We start from the raw sequence: 16,175 nt of genomic DNA, 5'->3' as shown, positions 1-16,175 counted from the left end.
TACTCAGCGCATACTGCACAGGGCAGTATCTGGAGGGAGTTGCGATGACGATCTCGGCGGCCCCCGATCGGGGAGTTCGTATGCGCGCTCGGCTGATGGTCGTGGTGGCGCACCCCGACGACGAGACCTTTGGGTGCGGATCGCTGCTGCTGCACGCGGCGGCGGCCGGCGCCACGACCGCGGTGGTCTGCGCCACCCGGGGCGAGGCCGGCGAACCGGCGCCCGGCAGCGGCGTCACCGCGGCGGAGCTCCCGGCGGTGCGCGAGCGGGAGCTGCGTGCCGCGGCCGAGCTGCTGGGTGTGGCCCGGGTGGACCTGCTCGGCCTGGCCGACTCCGGCATGGCCGGGCCGGCCGGGCCCGGCACCCTCGCCGGCGCGGACCCCGCCGTCGTCGCCGGCCGGGTGCTGGCGCACATCGAGGACTTCCGGCCGGACGTGGTCGTCACCCTTGACGCCGGCGACGGGCACCGCGACCACGTGGCGATCCGGGACGCGACGCTCGCCGCGGTCGAGCGCTCAGAGTGGCGGGTGCCGCGGGTGTACCTGCAATGCCTGCCCCGCTCGCTGATGCGCCGCTGGCTGCTGCACCTCGCCGGTGAGCGCCCGGACTCGCCGTACCTGGAGGCGGACGTGCCGGGGACGCCGGACGAACTCGTCACCACGGTCGTGGACACCGGGCGGCATCTGGCTCGGCGGGAGCGGGCGATCGCGGCGCACGCGTCGCAGGTCTCGCCCTACGAAGGGATGCCGGACGACCTGCGGCGGGCCTTCCTGACCTCGGACCACCTCCGCCGGGTCGTTCCGGCCTGGGACGGCGGCGCGCCCGAGCCGGACATCTTCTCAGCGGCCGTGTCCTCTCAGGCCGTGCAGGACTGATGCGACCAGCCGGGTGAAGCCGCTGGCCAGCAGGGTCGCGGCGATCGCGGTGAGCAGCAGGCCGGCGACGCGGTCCTGCACGACGCGGGCGCGGCCGGACGGCCGGCGACCGGCCCGCCCGGCGACGAGCACGCAGACGCCGGTCACCGCCGCGTAGAGCAGCGCGGCGACGATCAGCGCGAGCACGCCGACGGCGCCGCGGGCCTCGGCCCGGAAGCCGATGAGCACGGCGATCGTGGCGCCGCCGACCGTGAGCGGAAACGTCAGCGGCATGAGGACCACCTGGCGCCAGCTCTTGCCGGACGCCGCCGTCACCTCCTGGTCGGGGTCGGCGGTGCGGCCGAGCATCAGCGGTACCGCCGCGATCATGAGCGCGATGCCGCCGGTGGCCGACAGGGCACCGCCGGGCAGGCCGAGCAGCTCCAGCACGGGCTCGCCGGCGAGCAGCGTGACCACCGCGACGCCGGCCACGCCGAGGAACAGCCCCACCGCGAGCCGCCGCCGCTGGCCGTCGTCGAAGGGCTGCAGCAGCGCGGCGTACGACATACCGGCGCCGACCGGGCGGTAGAGGCCGACGAGCGCGAGCAGCAGCAGGATCCCCAGGTCCATGTGCGACACCCGGCGCACTACCCCCGGCCGCCCGTCTCACACCCCGGCGCGAAGCCCCTCGTTGTGGGGTGGGTGATCGTGGGTGTGAGCAACTAGGGTGGGGCGCATCCCCATACCGGATGAGCTGCCAGGAGCCGACGATGAAGCGCGACGACCTCGCCGCCGCCCGCGTCCCGGTCCAGCCGTCCACAGAGGACGCCGACGACTTCGTCGACGGTGACGAGCCCGCGGACGACGAGGCCGGGCCGCCCCGGGACATCGCCGTCGCCGAGGAGCCGGCCGAGCTGGACGAGCGCGGCAAGCGGATCCTGGCGTTCGAGAAGCAGTGGTGGCGCCGGGCGGGCGCGAAGGAGCAGGCGATCCGCGACACGTTCGGGCTCAGCGCGACGCGGTACTACCAGCTGCTCAACGCCCTGCTCGACGACCCGCTGGCCCTGGCACACGACGCGATGGTGGTCCAGCGCCTGCGCCGCGTACGCGCCTCCCGCACCCGCCGCCGCTAGCGCCTGAATCAGCGGACCTTCTGCTGCTCCGCGTAGTTCGCCAGCCAGGCCACCTGCGTCGGGTCCAGGGACGGGCGGACGCGCTCCCGGGCCAGTTCGACGTGCGCCGCTGTCACCTCCGTGGCGTCCAGCGACTCGCGCATCGCGGCCAGGGCCGACTCGCGGACCAGGGCGGCGCAGTCCGCGGCCGAGAAGCGGTCCAGCGAGGTCGCCAGGGACTTCAGGTCGACGTCGGCGGCGAGCGGTACCGACTTCGCGGCCGCGCGCAGGATCTCGGCTCGCGCGTCGGCGTCCGGGGGCGGGACGAAGACCAGGCGCTCCAGGCGGCCGGGGCGCAGCAGGGCCGGGTCGATCAGGTCGGGGCGGTTCGTAGCGCCGATGACCACCACGTTGCGCAGCGACTCCACGCCGTCGAGCTCGGTGAGCAGGGCGGCCACGACCCGGTCGGTCGTGCCGCCGTCGGTGGCCTGGCCGCGGGTCGGGGCCAGGGCGTCGACCTCGTCCAGGAACACGAGCGTGGGGGCGGCCTCCCGGGCGCGGCGGAAGAGCTCCCGCACGGCCCGCTCGGACTCGCCGACCCACTTCGACAGCAGCTCCGCGCCCTTGACCGAGAGGACGTTGGCCTTGCCGGTGCCGGCGATCGCCTTGACCAGGAACGTCTTGCCGCAGCCGGGCGGGCCGTAGAGGAGCACGCCGCGGGGCGGCTCCACGCCGAGGCGGGAGAAGGCGTCGGGGTACGACAGCGGCCACAGCACCGACTCGGTGAGCGTCTGCTTGACCTCGACCATGTCGCCGACGTCGTCCAGGGTGACCTTCGCCAGCTCCAGGGAGCTCTCCGCCATCGAGGTCGGGCGGACCACCTCCAGCGCGGCCTCGAAGTCGGCCATGACCACGCGCGGGGTCTCGCCCTCGCGGCGGTGGCGCAGCGCCGCCCGCACCCCCGCCTCGCGGGCCAGCGCCGCGAGGTCCGCGGCGACGAAGCCGGGGGTGCGGCCGGCGACCTCGTCGAGGCGTACGTCGTCGTCGAGCGGCATGCCCCGGGTGAGCACGGCGAGCTGCTCGCGGCGCAGCGCGGCGTCGGGCAGCGGCAGCGAGATCTCGTGGGCCAGCAGCTCGGGGGAGTGCAGCGCCGGGTCGACCGCCTCGGGGCGGCTCGTGGTGCACACCACCGCCTCGCCCTCGCGGATCAGCTCGGCGAGGAGCTGACGGAAGACCGTGGCCAGCGGCCCCGGCTGGTCGCGCGGGGCGAGCGCGTCGACGTCGGAGATGAGCAGGATCGCCGGGCCCGGGGCGCGCATCTCGTCGGCGGCCCGGCGCAGCCGGCCGGCCGCGTCGTTGTTGGTCAGCGCGGCGATCTCCGGCGCCCACAGCGGGATGACCTGCGCGCCGACCTCGTTGCCGACGGCGTGCACGAGCGCCGACTTGCCCGAGCCGGCCGGGCCGGTGACGAGGACGCCGAGGGAGACCGAGGTGCCCAGCTTGGCCAGCACCTCGCCGTGGTGGAAGCCGAGGTCCAGCAGCTCGATCAGCTGCTCGGCCTGTGCACGCAACCCGGGCAGGTCGTCGAGAACGGGCGCCGGCCTGGCGGGCGCCGTGGTCACGGCTACCGCGGCCGGGGCCGACGCGGGCACGGCCATGACGCTGCCGGGGGCGTGCGTGGCCTGGCCGTGCTCCCAGCCGACCGTGGTGTCCATGGTGACCAGCGCGCCCTGGCCCGGGTCGGCGGCGACGACGGTCAACAGGGCGCTGGTCCAGGCGTAGCCGACGGTGTTGGACAGGCTGCGCCGAGCCGCCTCGACCAGGCCGCGGTCCACCATGTGTACCGCCGTCGGTACCGACGACGAGGACACGGGCAGTGTGCCCAGCGACACGTCCTGCGGCAGCAGCGACACGTTGTCGCCGACCGTGACGACCTTGCCGAGCAGGGCCAGCCGCAGCATCTCGGGCGAGACGACCGCCATGATCTCGACGGGGCCGGACAGGGTGACGGTCTGCGCGGCGCGCAGCGGGGCGGCTGCGACGGTGACCTGCCCGCCGTTGCGCAGGCCGAGGTTGCCCAGCACCAGGTCGTCGGCGTAGAGCAGGGCCCGGCTGGCGCCCGGCTCGGCCACCGCGACGATCCCGGCCGACGTGCGGCGGCCGGCGAGCGAGATCGGGTCGCCGGGGCGCAGGCCGAGCGCGGTGATCACCTCCGGGTGCAGGCGGACGACCCCGCGGCGGGCGTCGAGCGCGGCTGGGCGCAGGCTGGCAGTAAGGGTCAAGGTCGCCGACACGAAAACGAGCGTAGCCGTTGCTGTGAAGGGCCTGAGTGTTTCCGTCGCGCGCAACATCGGGTGCGTACGTTTGGTCAATGCGACTTCGCCTGCCGAGCCTCAGTCGGCGCCAGCTCATCGCCGGCGCCGTCGTGGTAGTGCTCGTGGCGGGGCTGGTCGGCTGGGCCGTCGCGCCCGCGCCGAAGAGCTTCCGCACCATCGACCAGTTGATCACGGTGCGCACCGGGCCGGACGACTCGGCCGAGGTCACCCTCGACACCACGCTGTACCTGCCCAAGTCCGCGAGCGCCACCGACCCGGTGCCGGCCGTACTGCTGGCCCACGGCTTCGGCGGCACGAAGCAGAGCGTGCGCGGCGACGCCGAGCAGTTCGCCGACCTCGGCTACGCCGTGCTCGCCTGGACCGCGCAGGGCTTCGGCCGCTCGACCGGCGAGATCCACGTCGACAGCCCGGACTGGGAGGTCAAGGACGCCCAGCGGCTCATCGACTGGCTCGCGGCCCGGCCCGACATCCGCAAGGACGGCACCGACCCGCGGGTCGCGGCGGTCGGCGGCTCGTACGGCGGGGCGCTGTCGCTGCTGCTCGCCGCGCAGGACACCCGGGTCGACGCGATCGTACCGATGATCACGTGGAACGACCTGGTGAACGTCTTCCTGCCGGGCGGAGTCTTCAAGAAGCAGTGGGCCGGGCAGTTCTTCGGGGCCTCGGAAAACCCCGACGACCCGCAGTGCGGTCGCTTCGCCAAGGACATCTGCCAGGCGTACCTCGACATCGCCACCACCGGCCGGGCCACCCCCGCCGACGAGGCGCTGCTGCGCAAGTCGTCGCCGTCGCAGGTGCTCGACAAGATCAAGGCGCCGACGCTGCTCGTCCAGGGCCAGGTGGACACGCTGTTCCCGCTGAGCGAGGGCGACGCCAACGCGCGCGGCATCGCCGCCAACGGCACGCCCGTGCGGGTGGCGTGGTTCACCGGCGGGCACGACGGCGGGACCGGGCCCCAGTCCGAGGTGGACCGGCTGCGGTACCTCACCGGCCAGTGGCTCGACCACTACCTCAAGGGCAACGGCAAGGCGCCCGGCACCAGCTTCACCTACTCGCGCGTGTCCGGCCTCAACGCGCAGGGCCGCGGACTGGTCACCGCCGCCTCCTCGGTCGATGCCTACCCCGGCCTCAACGGCGCCGGCAGCTCCGTCGACCTGCGGGGCCCGGCCCAGCAGATCGCCAGCCCGCCGAACGGTAACCCGGCGCCGATCTCGTCGCTGCCGATCGCGGGCCTGTCGAGCCTGCTCGGCGCCAGCGGCATCTCCCAGGAGATCCCGGGCCAGCACGCCGACTTCGTCTCCGCGCCGCTCGGCGCCGCGCTCGATGCCGCCGGCGCGCCGAGGGTGCGCATCCGGGCGGCGTCGCCGACCGGCGAGGCGACGCTGTTCGTGAAGCTCTACGACGTGCCCGCCAAGGGCGCGCCGTCGATCCCGGACGGGCTGATCGCCCCGGTCCACCTGACCGGCCTGCCGAAGGACATCGCCGACGCGGTGCCGGTGACCGTCACCCTGCCCGCGGTCGTGCACCGCTTCGAGGCGGGCAGCCGGGTGCGGGTCACGGTCGCGACGGCCGACTCCGGCTACTGGTCGGCGCGGGACCCGGTCTTGTACTCGGTCGCGGTCGACGGCGCGATCACCCTGCCCGCCATCGCCGGGACGCCGATCGCCAGCCCCGACGTGATCTGGCGGTACGTGCTGGCCGGCCTCGTCGCCGCCATCGCGCTCGGGCTCGCCGCCGCGCTGCTGATCGCCCGCCGCCGGGGCCGGCGCATCGACCGCAGCGTGGCCGCCGAGCACGTGGACACGCCGCTGGTGGTGCGGGGGCTGCGCAAGGAGTACAAGAACTTCGTCGCGGTGTCCAAGGTGGACTTCACCGTGCGGCGCGGGCAGGTCGTCGGCCTGCTCGGCCCGAACGGCGCCGGCAAGACCACGTCGCTGCGCGTGCTCATGGGCCTCACCCGCCCGACGTCCGGCGAGATCTTCGTCTTCGGGCACCGGCTGCTGCCCGGCTCGCCGGTGCTGTCGCGGGTCGGGGCGCTGGTGGAGGGGCCGGGCTTCCTGCCGCACCTCACCGGCGCGCAAAACCTCGAGCTGTTCTGGCGGGCCACCGGCCGGCCCGCCGCCGACGCGCACTTCGAGGAGGCGTACGACATCGCCGGCCTCGGCACCGCGGTACAGCGGCGGGTGGGCACGTACAGCCACGGCATGAAGCAGCGGCTCGCCATCGCGCAGGCCATGCTGGGCCTGCCGGAGCTGCTGGTGCTCGACGAGCCGACGGACGGGCTCGACCCGCCGCAGATCGCGGAGATGCGCAAGGTGCTGCGGCGGTACGCCACCGGCGGCCGCGCCGTGCTGGTCTCCAGCCACCTGCTCGCGGAGGTGGAGCAGACCTGCACCGACGTGGTCGTCATGCACAAGGGCGAGGTCGTCGCGGCCGGGCCGGTCGAGGAGATCGTCGGCGACTCGCCGAGCGTGCAGCTCGACGTGTCCGACGTGGACGCCGCCGAGAAGGTGCTGCAGGAACTGACCGGCGTGCGCGCGGTGGCCTGGTCCGGCGGGCGCGGCCTGGTCGTCGACATCGACAGCACGCCGCGCGCCGAGGTGGTGGCGGCCCTGGTGCGCGCCGGCGTCGGCATCGACCGGGTCGCGCCGCGCAGGCGGCTGGAGGACGCGTTCCTCTCCCTCGTGGGCGGGGACACCAAGGCGAGTGGGGAGCGATCGTGAGTACGGATGTGATCGGGGGCGCGGTCGGCTACCGGCCGGGCGCCACCCTCTCGCTGTGGACCGAGATCCGCCGGCAGGCCTCCCGCCGGCGCACCCAGCTGGCGCTGGGCTTCATGGTGCTGCTGCCGCTGATCATCCTGACCGCGTTCCAGCTGGACAACGGCAACCACGACGACCAGGGCGGCCAGAGCGGCCAGTTTTCCCGCCTGTCCGACCTCGCCACGTCCGGCGGCCCCAACTTCACCCTCTTCACGCTGCTGGTCTCGGCGGGCTTCCTGCTGGTCGTGGTGGTCGCGCTGTTCTGCGGCGACACGGTGGCCAGCGAGGCGAGCTGGGGGAGCCTGCGGTACCTCCTGGCGATGCCGGTGCCGCGGGCCCGCCTGCTCGGCATCAAGCTGGCCGTGTCGCTGCTGTACAGCCTGCTCGCGATCCTGACCCTGGTGGCCACGGCGCTGCTGGCCGGGACGCTGCGCTACGGCTGGGCACCGCTGAGCGCCCCGATCGGCGGCGATATTCCGGCGGGCACGGGCGTCCTGCGGCTGCTGGAGATCGTCGCGTACCTCTGCGTGACCCTCCTGGTCGTAGCCTCACTCGCGTTCCTGCTGTCGGTGTCGACCGACGCCCCGCTCGGCGCCGTCGGCGGCGCGGTGCTGCTGCAGATCCTGTCGAACATCCTCGACCAGATCACCGCGCTGGGAAACCTGCGCACCGTGCTCCCCACCCACTACGCCGACGCCTGGCTGGGCCTGCTCTCCAGCCCCATGCAGACCGACGACCTGGTCAAGGGCTGCATAGCCGCGCTGGCCTACGCCACCGTGTTCTTCTCCCTGGCCTGGTGGCGTTTCCTGCGCAAGGACGTGGTGAGCTGACCGATAGCCGGACGGCCCGCGACCGCGACCGTCCGGCCGCGGCCCTGGTCAGGCGGGGGAGTAGCCGGGGACGCTGCGCATCGGGGGGCGGTCCGGGTGGGCGACCGGCGTCACCCGCGGTACGACCGCGGAATCATGGCGCTCGAACTGCGTCAGGGTCGGCCAGAGCGGGTGGCCGGGGGACACGCGGGCGTTGATCGTGTGCACGATCGTCGCGGCCATGCGGCCCAGGGCGGCCGTGTCCTGGTGGCCGTGGGTGCGCTGGCCCAGGTCGACCTGGGCCACCGCGTCCAGACCGTGGCGGCGGTAGGTGTCGACGAGGAGGCCGGTCTCGACGCCGTAGCCGGCGGCGAACGGCAGCGACTCCAGCAGCGTGCGGCGGGCCGCGTACTCGCCGGCCAGCGGCTGTACCACGCCGGCCAGCTCCGGGAAGTGTGCGTTGAGCAGCGGGCGGGCGGCGAGCTCGGTGACCCGGCCGCCGCCGGCCGCGGAGACGTCGAGCAGGGGGCGGTCGTAGAAGGCCTTCACCATCAGCGTGCCCGGGTCGCCGAGCAGCGGGCCCAGCAGGCCCGTCACGAAGTGTGGGCGGAAGTCGGTGAGGTCGGCGTCGACGTACACCAGGATGTCACCCTTGGTGACCGCCAGCGCCTTCCACAGCACCTCGCCCTTGCCCGGGCGGGAGCCCGTCGCCGGCAGGATGTCGTCGCGGTGGTGGACCGTGGCGCCGGCGGCCGCGGCGACCTCGGCGGTGCGGTCGACCGAGCCGGAGTCGACCACGACCAGCTCGTCGACGAGCGGGCCGAGGGTCCGTACGCCGGTCACGATCTCGCCGACCGTGGGCTCCTCGTCCAGGGCGGGCAGCACGACGCTCACCCTCGTATCGCCTTTCGCGTCGAGCAGCTCGTCGGCGGGCCAGTCCCGCCAGCTCGACGTGCGCCGCGAGAACCAGTCGGCCGCGATCGGGTGCATGAGTGAAACGCTAGTCGGCGCCATGTCGTGACTTGACTCATACCCGGGCGCCGGTGGTGCCCCTTACACTCGTCTGAAGCGCACGAACACAATTGCATACCTCATCCAGAGGGGCAGAGGGATACGGCCCGATGAAGCCCCGGCAACCCCTGCGGCGACTCGATGTTGAGGTCGGCCGCGGTAGGTGCCAAATCCGTCCCGGTGCACGCCCGTGTGCTTGGGAAAGATGAGAGGAAGGCCTCCGTCATGACCTCGACGCTCAGCGTCTTCACCGACTCCCCGGCCCGCAACCTCGTCTGCCGGGGCTGTGGGGCCACGTTCCCGCTCGCCGCGCAGCACGCCTGTTACGAGTGTTTCGGCCCCCTTGAGGTGGGCTACGACCCCGCGGCGCTGGCGGCGGTGACCCGCGAGCAGATCGAGGCGGGGCCGAAGAACATCTGGCGCTACGCGCCGCTGCTGCCGGTCGGCGTCGACCCGGAGACCCGCGTGACGCTCGACCCGGGGCTCACCCCGCTGGTCAAGGCCGACGGGCTGGGCAAGGAGCTCGGCTTCACCGCCCAGCTGTGGGTCAAGGACGACTCGGCCAACCCCACGCACTCGTTCAAGGACCGGGTCGTCTCCGTCGCGCTCACCGCCGCGCGGGCGCTGGGCTTCACGCGGTACTCCTGCGCCTCCACCGGCAACCTCGCCAACTCCGTCGCCGCGCACGCGGCCCGGGCCGGCGTCCCGTCGACCGTGTTCATCCCGGCCGACCTGGAGCCGGGCAAGGTCGTCATGACCGCGGTGTACGGCGGCGAGGTCGTCGCCATCGAGGGCTCCTACGACGAGGTGAACCGGCTCTGCTCGGAGCTGACCGAGACCGACGAGTTCGAGGACACCGCGTTCGTCAACGTCAACGTCCGGCCGTTCTACGCCGAGGGCTCCAAGACGCTCGGATACGAGGTCGCCGAGCAGCTCGGCTGGCGCATCCCGGCCCAGGTGGTCATCCCGATGGCCAGCGGCGAGCTGCTCACGAAGATCGACAAGGCGTTCGCCGAGCTGGTCGAGATCGGCCTGGTGCCGAACACGCCGTGGAAGGTCTTCGGCGCCCAGTCGGCCGGCTGCAACCCGATCGCGAAGGCGCTGCACGACGGCGTCGACGAGATCACCCCGGTCAAGCCGACCGGCATCGCCAAGTCGCTGAACATCGGCGACCCGGCCGCCGGCGTCTACGCGCTGGAGTCGGTGCGCCGTAGCGGCGGCTGGATGGAGTACGTGGACGACGACGAGATCCGCGCGGGCATCCAGCTGCTGGCCCGCACCACCGGCGTCTACGCCGAGACGGCCGGCGGCGTGACCACCGCGGTGCTCAAGAAGCTCGTCGAGTCCGGCCGGCTCGATCCCAGCGCCGAGACGGTCATCTTCAACACCGGCGACGGGCTCAAGACCCTCGATGCGGTGGCGGACCGGGTGGGCCCCACCCATCGGGTGAAGCCGTCGCTGAAGTCGGCGCGGGAGGCCGGCCTGCTCGGATGATTTTTTTGGGTTACTCGATCACCGAGCGTTCAGATTGAGAGAGCGCTTCCACGCTTGGACGAGGGAAGGGTCGTCCGATTGGTGGAGGTGATCGACACCGAGCGTAATCGGCGGCGAGCCGTACGTTCGGTGGTGGACTTGACGCCTTAAGACCCGAGCGCCAGGATGCTCGGTGCGGGAGGACGTGTCGCCGCGAGGCTCTAACCGATTGCTCGGTGGGAGCCCGCGACCACAACACCGGAGGTGTTGGCGAGCGTCCTCTCGACCAATTTCCGGACCTTCTGGTTCTCCCTGGTTCTCCGGACCGTCGGACGGTCACCGGCATAAATGGATTGCCGGGGCGTCGCGTCGCGGGCGACCCTGGCGGTATGGCCCAATCTCCGCTCGAGATCGTCGAGGTGCGCGCCGATGACCCGGCGGCGATCGACGCTGTGTTCGAGATCGGCAACGACGCGCTGCGCGCGGACCTGCCGGATTTGCCGGACAACTGCCGATACCAGCACGACATGAGCTTCGTGGTCCCGCCGCTGTGGGGCGAGCGGCGCGTCTTCCTGGCGCTGGACGGCGACGTGCCGGCCGGAACCGTCCAGGTCGACCTGCCCCGCTACGACAACCTGGACAAGGCGCACGTCGAGGTCCAGGTCCGGCCCGCACACCGGCGCCGGGGGATTGGCCGCGCGCTGTACCGGCACGCCGCGGGCATCGCCCGGGCCGCCGGCCGCACGAGCCTGCTCGGGTTCAGCCGCTTGGATCCCGCGCCGTCCGGGTTCGCCGCGGCGTTCGGGGCGAGCAACGGGCTGACCGACGCGCGGCGCCGGCTGCTGCTGGCCGACCTCGACGAGGGCGGGATCGACCGCCTGTACGCCGACGGCCTGGCCCGGTCCGGGGGCTACTCCGCCGTGCAGTGGCACAACGGGCCGCCGGACGAGCATCTCGAGGACCTCGCCGCGCTCGACAGCTCGTTCCTGGCCGAGACGCCCATGGGGGAGCTCGACTACGAGCCGGAGAAGATCGACGCCGAGCGGCTGCGGCGCCAGCACGAGGTGTACGCGAAGTGGGGCTCCCGGCGGTACGAGACCGGCATGATCCACGAGGCGACCGGCCGGCTCGTCGCCTGGACCGCGCTGCGGGTGACGAAGAGCGTGGACTGGCACGGCTGGCAGCTCATCACCCTGGTGCACCCCGCGCACCGCGGGCACCGGCTGGGCGTCGTGGCGAAGGTGGCGAACCTGCGCTTCCTGCGCGCGCACGAGCCTGCGGTGACGACGATCGACACGTTCAACGCCGCGGAGAACTCCTACATGATCGCGATCAACGAGGCCATGGGCTTCCGCTTCGTCGAGCTCTGGGCCAACTGGCAGGGGCCCGCACCCGAATAGGGTTGTCCGGCCGCTGGGAAATCGTCAGATCGTCGGCGGCCCCGCCCGGCGGTGGCAGGATGGCGCCATGGAGAACTCACACCCCATGTTCGCCAGCCACGCCGACACGCTGGAGCGGGCGCTGACCGCGATCGCCGAGCGTGCGTACTGGTCCAACTACCCCGAGTCGCCGAGCCCCCGGATCTACGGCGAGCACGCCGCCGCCGAGGGCGAGGCCGCATTCCGCGCCTACCTGGGCGCCGACTTCCCCCTCAAGGACCAGCCGGGCATCACCGACTGGGTGTCGACCGAGCGCTCGCCGTTCGGCGTCGCGCTCGACGTGCGGTACCCCCACCTGGATCTTGATCTTGCCTTTGCCGCGCTCGCCGAGGGCATGCCGGCGTGGCGCGCGGCCGGCCCGCAGACCCGCGCCGGCGTGTGCCTGGAGATCATCGCCCGCCTGCACCGGGCCGCGTTCGAGCTGGCCAATGCCGTGCACGCGACGACCGGTCAGGCCTTCGTCATGGCCTTCCAGGCCGGCGCGCCGCACGCGTTCGACCGCGCGCTGGAGGCGGTCGCCTACGCCTACCGGGAGATGATCCGCACCCCGGCCACGGCCGACTGGGAGAAGCCCGCCGGCAAGGGCCAGACGCTGCACATGTCGAAGACCTTCCATGTCGTACCGCGGGGTGCGGCCCTCGTCATCGGCTGCAACACGTTCCCGACGTGGAACTCCTACCCCGGCCTGTTCGCGTCCCTGGCCACGGGCAACCCCGTGATCGTCAAGCCGCACCCGCGTGCCGTCTTGCCGCTCGCGATCACGGTCAAGATCGCCCGCGAGGTGCTCGCCGACGCCGGCTTCGACCCCAACCTCGTGCTGCTGGCCGCCGAGGCCCCCGGCGAGGGGCTGGCCAAGACGCTCGCGCTGCGCCCCGAGGTGCGCATCATCGACTTCACCGGCTCGACCGAGTTCGGCGACTGGCTGGAGGCCAACGCCCGCCAAGCCGTCGTCTACACCGAGAAGGCCGGCGTCAACACCGTGGTGATCGACTCGACGGACGATTTCGCCGGGATGTGCCGCAACATCGGATTCTCCCTGGTGCTGTACTCCGGGCAGATGTGCACGACCCCGCAGAACATCCTCGTCCCGGCATCCGGCATCGCCACGAACGAGGGGCACAAGAGCCTCGACGAGGTGGCGGGCGGCATCGCGACCGCGGTGGGCGCGCTCACCGCCGACGCCGCCAAGGGCGTCGAGCTCACCGGCGCGATCGTCAACGACGGCGTGCTGGAGCGGCTCGAGAAGGCCGGCGCGGTCGGCGAGGCGGTGCTCGAATCCTCAGATGTTTCGCACCCCGCGTATGAGGGCGCGACCGTGCGTACGCCGCTCATCCGGAAACTGGGCGCGGGCGACGCGCAGACCTATGGGACGGAGTGGTTCGGGCCCATTTCCTTCGTTGTTGCAACCGATTCCACCGAGGGCAGTTTGCGGATCTTCACCGACACCGTCGGCAAGAAGGGCGCATTGACCGCTTCGGTGTATTCGACATCGGACGAGGTCCTGGACGCGATGGAAGAGGCCGCTCTGCTTGCTGGTGTGCATTTGTCAGTCAACCTTACCAGCGGGGTCTTCGTGAACCAGTCGGCAGCGTTTTCCGACTTCCATGCCAGCGGCGCCAATCCGGCGGCCAATGCCGCGCTCACCGATGGTGCCTACGTGGCCAGCCGCTTCCGCGTCGTGCAGTCGCGCCGCCACGTGTAGCTTCCCGGGTTAGTAAGACGTTGTCGCCGGGCGATGTTTGACTCTGCAAGGGAACGCGTGGAGAAGGCATGCTCGGCGACCTTTTCTAACTGCATGATTCGTGACCTTGCTGTCCGATTTGGGCCTGTCGAGGCTCGGGTTACCTCGTGTACCGTGCGGTTCGGTCGTCGTTCCTTCGCCGGAGCCACCCCCGGAACCGGCGGCTGTGGTCGAAGGCCCAGGGGCTGGTCCCCACAGCCAGCCGAGTGACGCAGCAGGACCGAAGTAGAGGAAGTGCACCGTGGCACAGGGCACAGTCAAGTGGTTCAACAGCGAGAAGGGCTATGGCTTCATCGCGGTCGACGGGGGGCAGGACGTGTTCGTCCACTTCTCCGCGATTGAGATGGACGGCTACAAGTCGCTGGAAGACGGACAACGCGTCGAGTTCGAGATCGCGCAGGGTCAGAAGGGCCCGCAGGCGGAGCAGGTGCGCCTTCTCGCCTGACCAAGTCCGCATTCACCCCGCCGGGCACCGTCCTCATTGACGAGGAACGGTGCCCTGCGTCTTTTTCCGGCAATTCTGGCGCGATACGCGGGCTCATTGTGTGGTTTTTGATCTTTGAGTGATTTACGCCAATGCCGTCCCTTTTGGGGGCCTTGGCGGGCCCGGTCGCCGAGTTGATCTTGCCAGGGCGCCACCTTGTGCGTCACCCCGGGTTTGCTTGCACTCGACCAGCCAGAGTGCTAAACAAGGACTTGGCACTCGCAACAGGTGAGTGCCAATGGTCGGGACGGTGCAGTCCTCCGGTGGGCAACCGCCGCGAGGCTGGTCGTCGCGGGCTCATCCGGCCCGACCGCCGAGGATCCCGCTGGGTCCCCGAAGGTGCGAAAGCAGGCGGTGAGCCGCAGGCCCCACGTGGGTCGAGGCGAATCGTGAGTGTCCAGGAGGACAACGCCGAATGGCCAAGATTATCGCGTTCGACGAAGAGGCGCGCCGCGGTCTTGAGCGGGGTATGAACACCCTCGCCGACGCCGTCAAGGTGACGCTGGGCCCGAAGGGCCGCAACGTCGTCCTCGAGAAGAAGTGGGGCGCGCCCACCATCACCAACGATGGTGTGAGCATCGCCAAGGAGATCGAGCTCGAGGACCCGTACGAGAAGATCGGCGCTGAGCTGGTCAAGGAAGTCGCGAAGAAGACCGACGACGTCGCCGGTGACGGCACGACGACGGCGACCGTGCTGGCGCAGGCGCTGGTCCGCGAGGGCCTGCGTAACGTCGCCGCGGGCGCGAACCCGATGGCCCTGAAGCGCGGCATCGAGGCGGCGGTCGCGTCCGTCGCCGACGAGCTGGCCAACCTGGCCAAGGACGTGGAGACCAAGGAGCAGATCGCCTCCACCGCCTCCATCTCCGCGGGCGACTCCACGGTCGGCGAGATCATCGCCGAGGCGATGGACAAGGTCGGCAAGGAAGGCGTCATCACCGTCGAGGAGAGCAACACCTTCGGCCTCGAGCTCGAGCTCACCGAGGGCATGCGCTTCGACAAGGGTTACATCTCGCCGTACTTCGTGACCGACACCGACCGGATGGAGGCCGTCCTCGACGACCCGTACATCCTGATCGTCGAGTCGAAGATCTCCGCGGTGAAGGACCTCCTCCCGGTGCTGGAGAAGGTCATGCAGTCGGGCAAGTCGCTCGCCATCATCTCCGAGGACGTCGAGGCCGAGGCCCTGGCGACCCTCGTGGTGAACAAGATCCGTGGCACCTTCAAGTCGGTCGCCGTCAAGGCCCCCGGCTTCGGTGACCGCCGCAAGGCGATGCTGACCGACATCGCGATCCTGACCGGCGGTCAGGTCATCAGCGAGACCGTCGGCCTCAAGCTGGAGAACGCCGACCTGTCCCTGCTCGGCCGCGCTCGCAAGGTGGTCGTGACCAAGGACGAGACGACCATCGTCGACGGCGCCGGCGACGCTGACGCGATCAACGGCCGGGTCTCGCAGATCCGCGCCGAGATCGAGAAGAGCGACTCGGACTACGACCGCGAGAAGCTGCAGGAGCGGCTGGCCAAGCTGGCCGGCGGCGTCGCGGTCATCAAGGTCGGTGCGGCCACCGAGGTCGAGCTCAAGGAGCGCAAGCACCGCATCGAGGACGCCGTGCGCAACGCGAAGGCGGCCGTCGAGGAGGGCATCGTCCCCGGTGGTGGCGTGGCCCTGGTGCAGGCCGGCAAGACCGCGTTCGACAAGCTGGACCTGGTCGGCGACGAGGCCACCGGCGCGCAGATCGTGCGCGTCGCGCTCGACGCCCCGCTGCGGCAGATCGCCGTCAACGCCGGCCTCGAGGGCGGCGTCGTCGTCGAGCGCGTCCGCAACCTCGACGCGGGCCACGGCCTCAACGCGGCGACCGGCGAGTACGTCAACCTGCTGGCCGAGGGCATCATCGACCCGGCCAAGGTGACCCGGTCGGCGCTGCAGAACGCCGCCTCCATCGCGGCGCTGTTCCTCACCACGGAGGCCGTGGTGGCGGACAAGCCGGAGAAGGAGAAGGCCCCGGCGGGCGCGCCGGGCGGCGGCGACATGGACTTCTGAGTCCAAGTCTCTCGTCAGGGCGGGTCGACCTCCGGGTCGGCCCGCCCTTTCGCATCCCCACGCCGCGCTTGCGGGATGCCCGCCGCGCCGCGCCGGGCTCGTGTCGGGCCGCGCTG

Annotated in this window: 12 protein-coding genes and 1 riboswitch; of the genes, 9 read left to right on the top strand and 3 right to left on the bottom strand. The window is 71.7% G+C overall.

Annotated features, from left to right (window positions below; genetic code table 11):
• The first annotated feature begins 80 nt into the window (after positions 1 to 80).
• A complete protein-coding gene (locus ACGFI8_RS06840; RefSeq protein ID WP_392800952.1) occupies positions 81 to 875 on the top strand; it encodes a PIG-L deacetylase family protein in 795 nt (264 codons plus the stop codon).
• Here ACGFI8_RS06840 and ACGFI8_RS06835 read toward each other — a convergent pair.
• Entirely contained in the window at positions 840 to 1,484 is a 645-nt protein-coding gene (locus ACGFI8_RS06835; protein WP_392800949.1) for a MarC family protein, read from the bottom strand. The two genes, ACGFI8_RS06840 and ACGFI8_RS06835, sit on opposite strands and share 36 nt — an antisense overlap.
• Positions 1,485 to 1,603: 119 nt before the next feature.
• On the opposite strand from ACGFI8_RS06835, the gene ACGFI8_RS06830 reads away from it, so the two are divergent.
• On the top strand, positions 1,604 to 1,987 hold the full coding sequence (locus ACGFI8_RS06830) for a DUF3263 domain-containing protein (RefSeq protein ID WP_392800947.1): 384 nt from the start codon (positions 1,604 to 1,606) through the stop codon (positions 1,985 to 1,987).
• An 8-nt stretch (positions 1,988 to 1,995) separates the two neighbouring features.
• Here ACGFI8_RS06830 and ACGFI8_RS06825 read toward each other — a convergent pair whose 3' ends face one another.
• Positions 1,996 to 4,260: an AAA family ATPase gene (locus tag ACGFI8_RS06825; protein WP_392800945.1), complete on the bottom strand. Its 2,265-nt coding sequence runs from the start codon at positions 4,258 to 4,260 to the stop codon at positions 1,996 to 1,998.
• A gap of 77 nt (positions 4,261 to 4,337) precedes the next feature.
• On the opposite strand from ACGFI8_RS06825, the gene ACGFI8_RS06820 reads away from it, so the two are divergent.
• Positions 4,338 to 7,025: an alpha/beta fold hydrolase gene (locus tag ACGFI8_RS06820; RefSeq protein WP_392800943.1), complete on the top strand. Its 2,688-nt coding sequence runs from the start codon at positions 4,338 to 4,340 to the stop codon at positions 7,023 to 7,025.
• A complete protein-coding gene (locus tag ACGFI8_RS06815) occupies positions 7,022 to 7,894 on the top strand; it encodes an ABC transporter permease (RefSeq protein WP_392800940.1) in 873 nt (290 codons plus the stop codon). The genes ACGFI8_RS06820 and ACGFI8_RS06815 overlap by 4 nt, the downstream gene beginning before the upstream one ends.
• A 48-nt stretch (positions 7,895 to 7,942) precedes the next feature.
• On the opposite strand, the gene ACGFI8_RS06810 is transcribed toward ACGFI8_RS06815, so the two are convergent.
• The gene (locus tag ACGFI8_RS06810) at positions 7,943 to 8,863 is read right to left on the bottom strand and encodes a glucosyl-3-phosphoglycerate synthase (RefSeq protein WP_392800938.1); all 921 of its coding nucleotides are present in this window, start codon (positions 8,861 to 8,863) and stop codon (positions 7,943 to 7,945) included.
• Positions 8,864 to 8,961: 98 nt separating this feature from the next.
• Positions 8,962 to 9,096, top strand: a riboswitch (SAM riboswitch).
• A 13-nt stretch (positions 9,097 to 9,109) separates the two neighbouring features.
• Between ACGFI8_RS06810 and thrC the strand changes: the two genes are divergently transcribed.
• From thrC to groL, 5 genes are all read left to right on the top strand, one after another.
• The gene (gene thrC / locus ACGFI8_RS06805) at positions 9,110 to 10,378 is read left to right on the top strand and encodes a threonine synthase (RefSeq protein WP_392800936.1); all 1,269 of its coding nucleotides are present in this window, start codon (positions 9,110 to 9,112) and stop codon (positions 10,376 to 10,378) included.
• 368 nt (positions 10,379 to 10,746) lie between these two features.
• The gene (locus tag ACGFI8_RS06800; protein ID WP_392800933.1) at positions 10,747 to 11,757 is read left to right on the top strand and encodes a GNAT family N-acetyltransferase; all 1,011 of its coding nucleotides are present in this window, start codon (positions 10,747 to 10,749) and stop codon (positions 11,755 to 11,757) included.
• 67 nt (positions 11,758 to 11,824) lie between these two features.
• Positions 11,825 to 13,498, top strand: a complete 1,674-nt coding sequence (paaN, locus tag ACGFI8_RS06795) for a phenylacetic acid degradation protein PaaN (RefSeq protein ID WP_392800930.1) — start codon at positions 11,825 to 11,827, stop codon at positions 13,496 to 13,498.
• A gap of 280 nt (positions 13,499 to 13,778) precedes the next feature.
• Complete coding sequence (locus ACGFI8_RS06790) at positions 13,779 to 13,982, top strand: cold-shock protein (RefSeq protein WP_223100800.1); 204 nt, start codon at positions 13,779 to 13,781, stop codon at positions 13,980 to 13,982.
• Positions 13,983 to 14,436: 454 nt separating this feature from the next.
• On the top strand, positions 14,437 to 16,059 hold the full coding sequence (groL, locus tag ACGFI8_RS06785; RefSeq protein WP_392800927.1) for a chaperonin GroEL: 1,623 nt from the start codon (positions 14,437 to 14,439) through the stop codon (positions 16,057 to 16,059).
• The last annotated feature ends 116 nt before the right edge of the window (positions 16,060 to 16,175 follow it).

The sequence above is a fragment of the Dactylosporangium sp. NPDC048998 genome, assembly GCF_043197855.1.
In the GTDB taxonomy this organism is placed as follows: Bacteria; Actinomycetota; Actinomycetes; order Mycobacteriales; family Micromonosporaceae; genus Dactylosporangium.
Note: the sequence above shows the minus strand (reverse complement) of the source record. Positions and strands in the feature narration are given on the sequence as shown.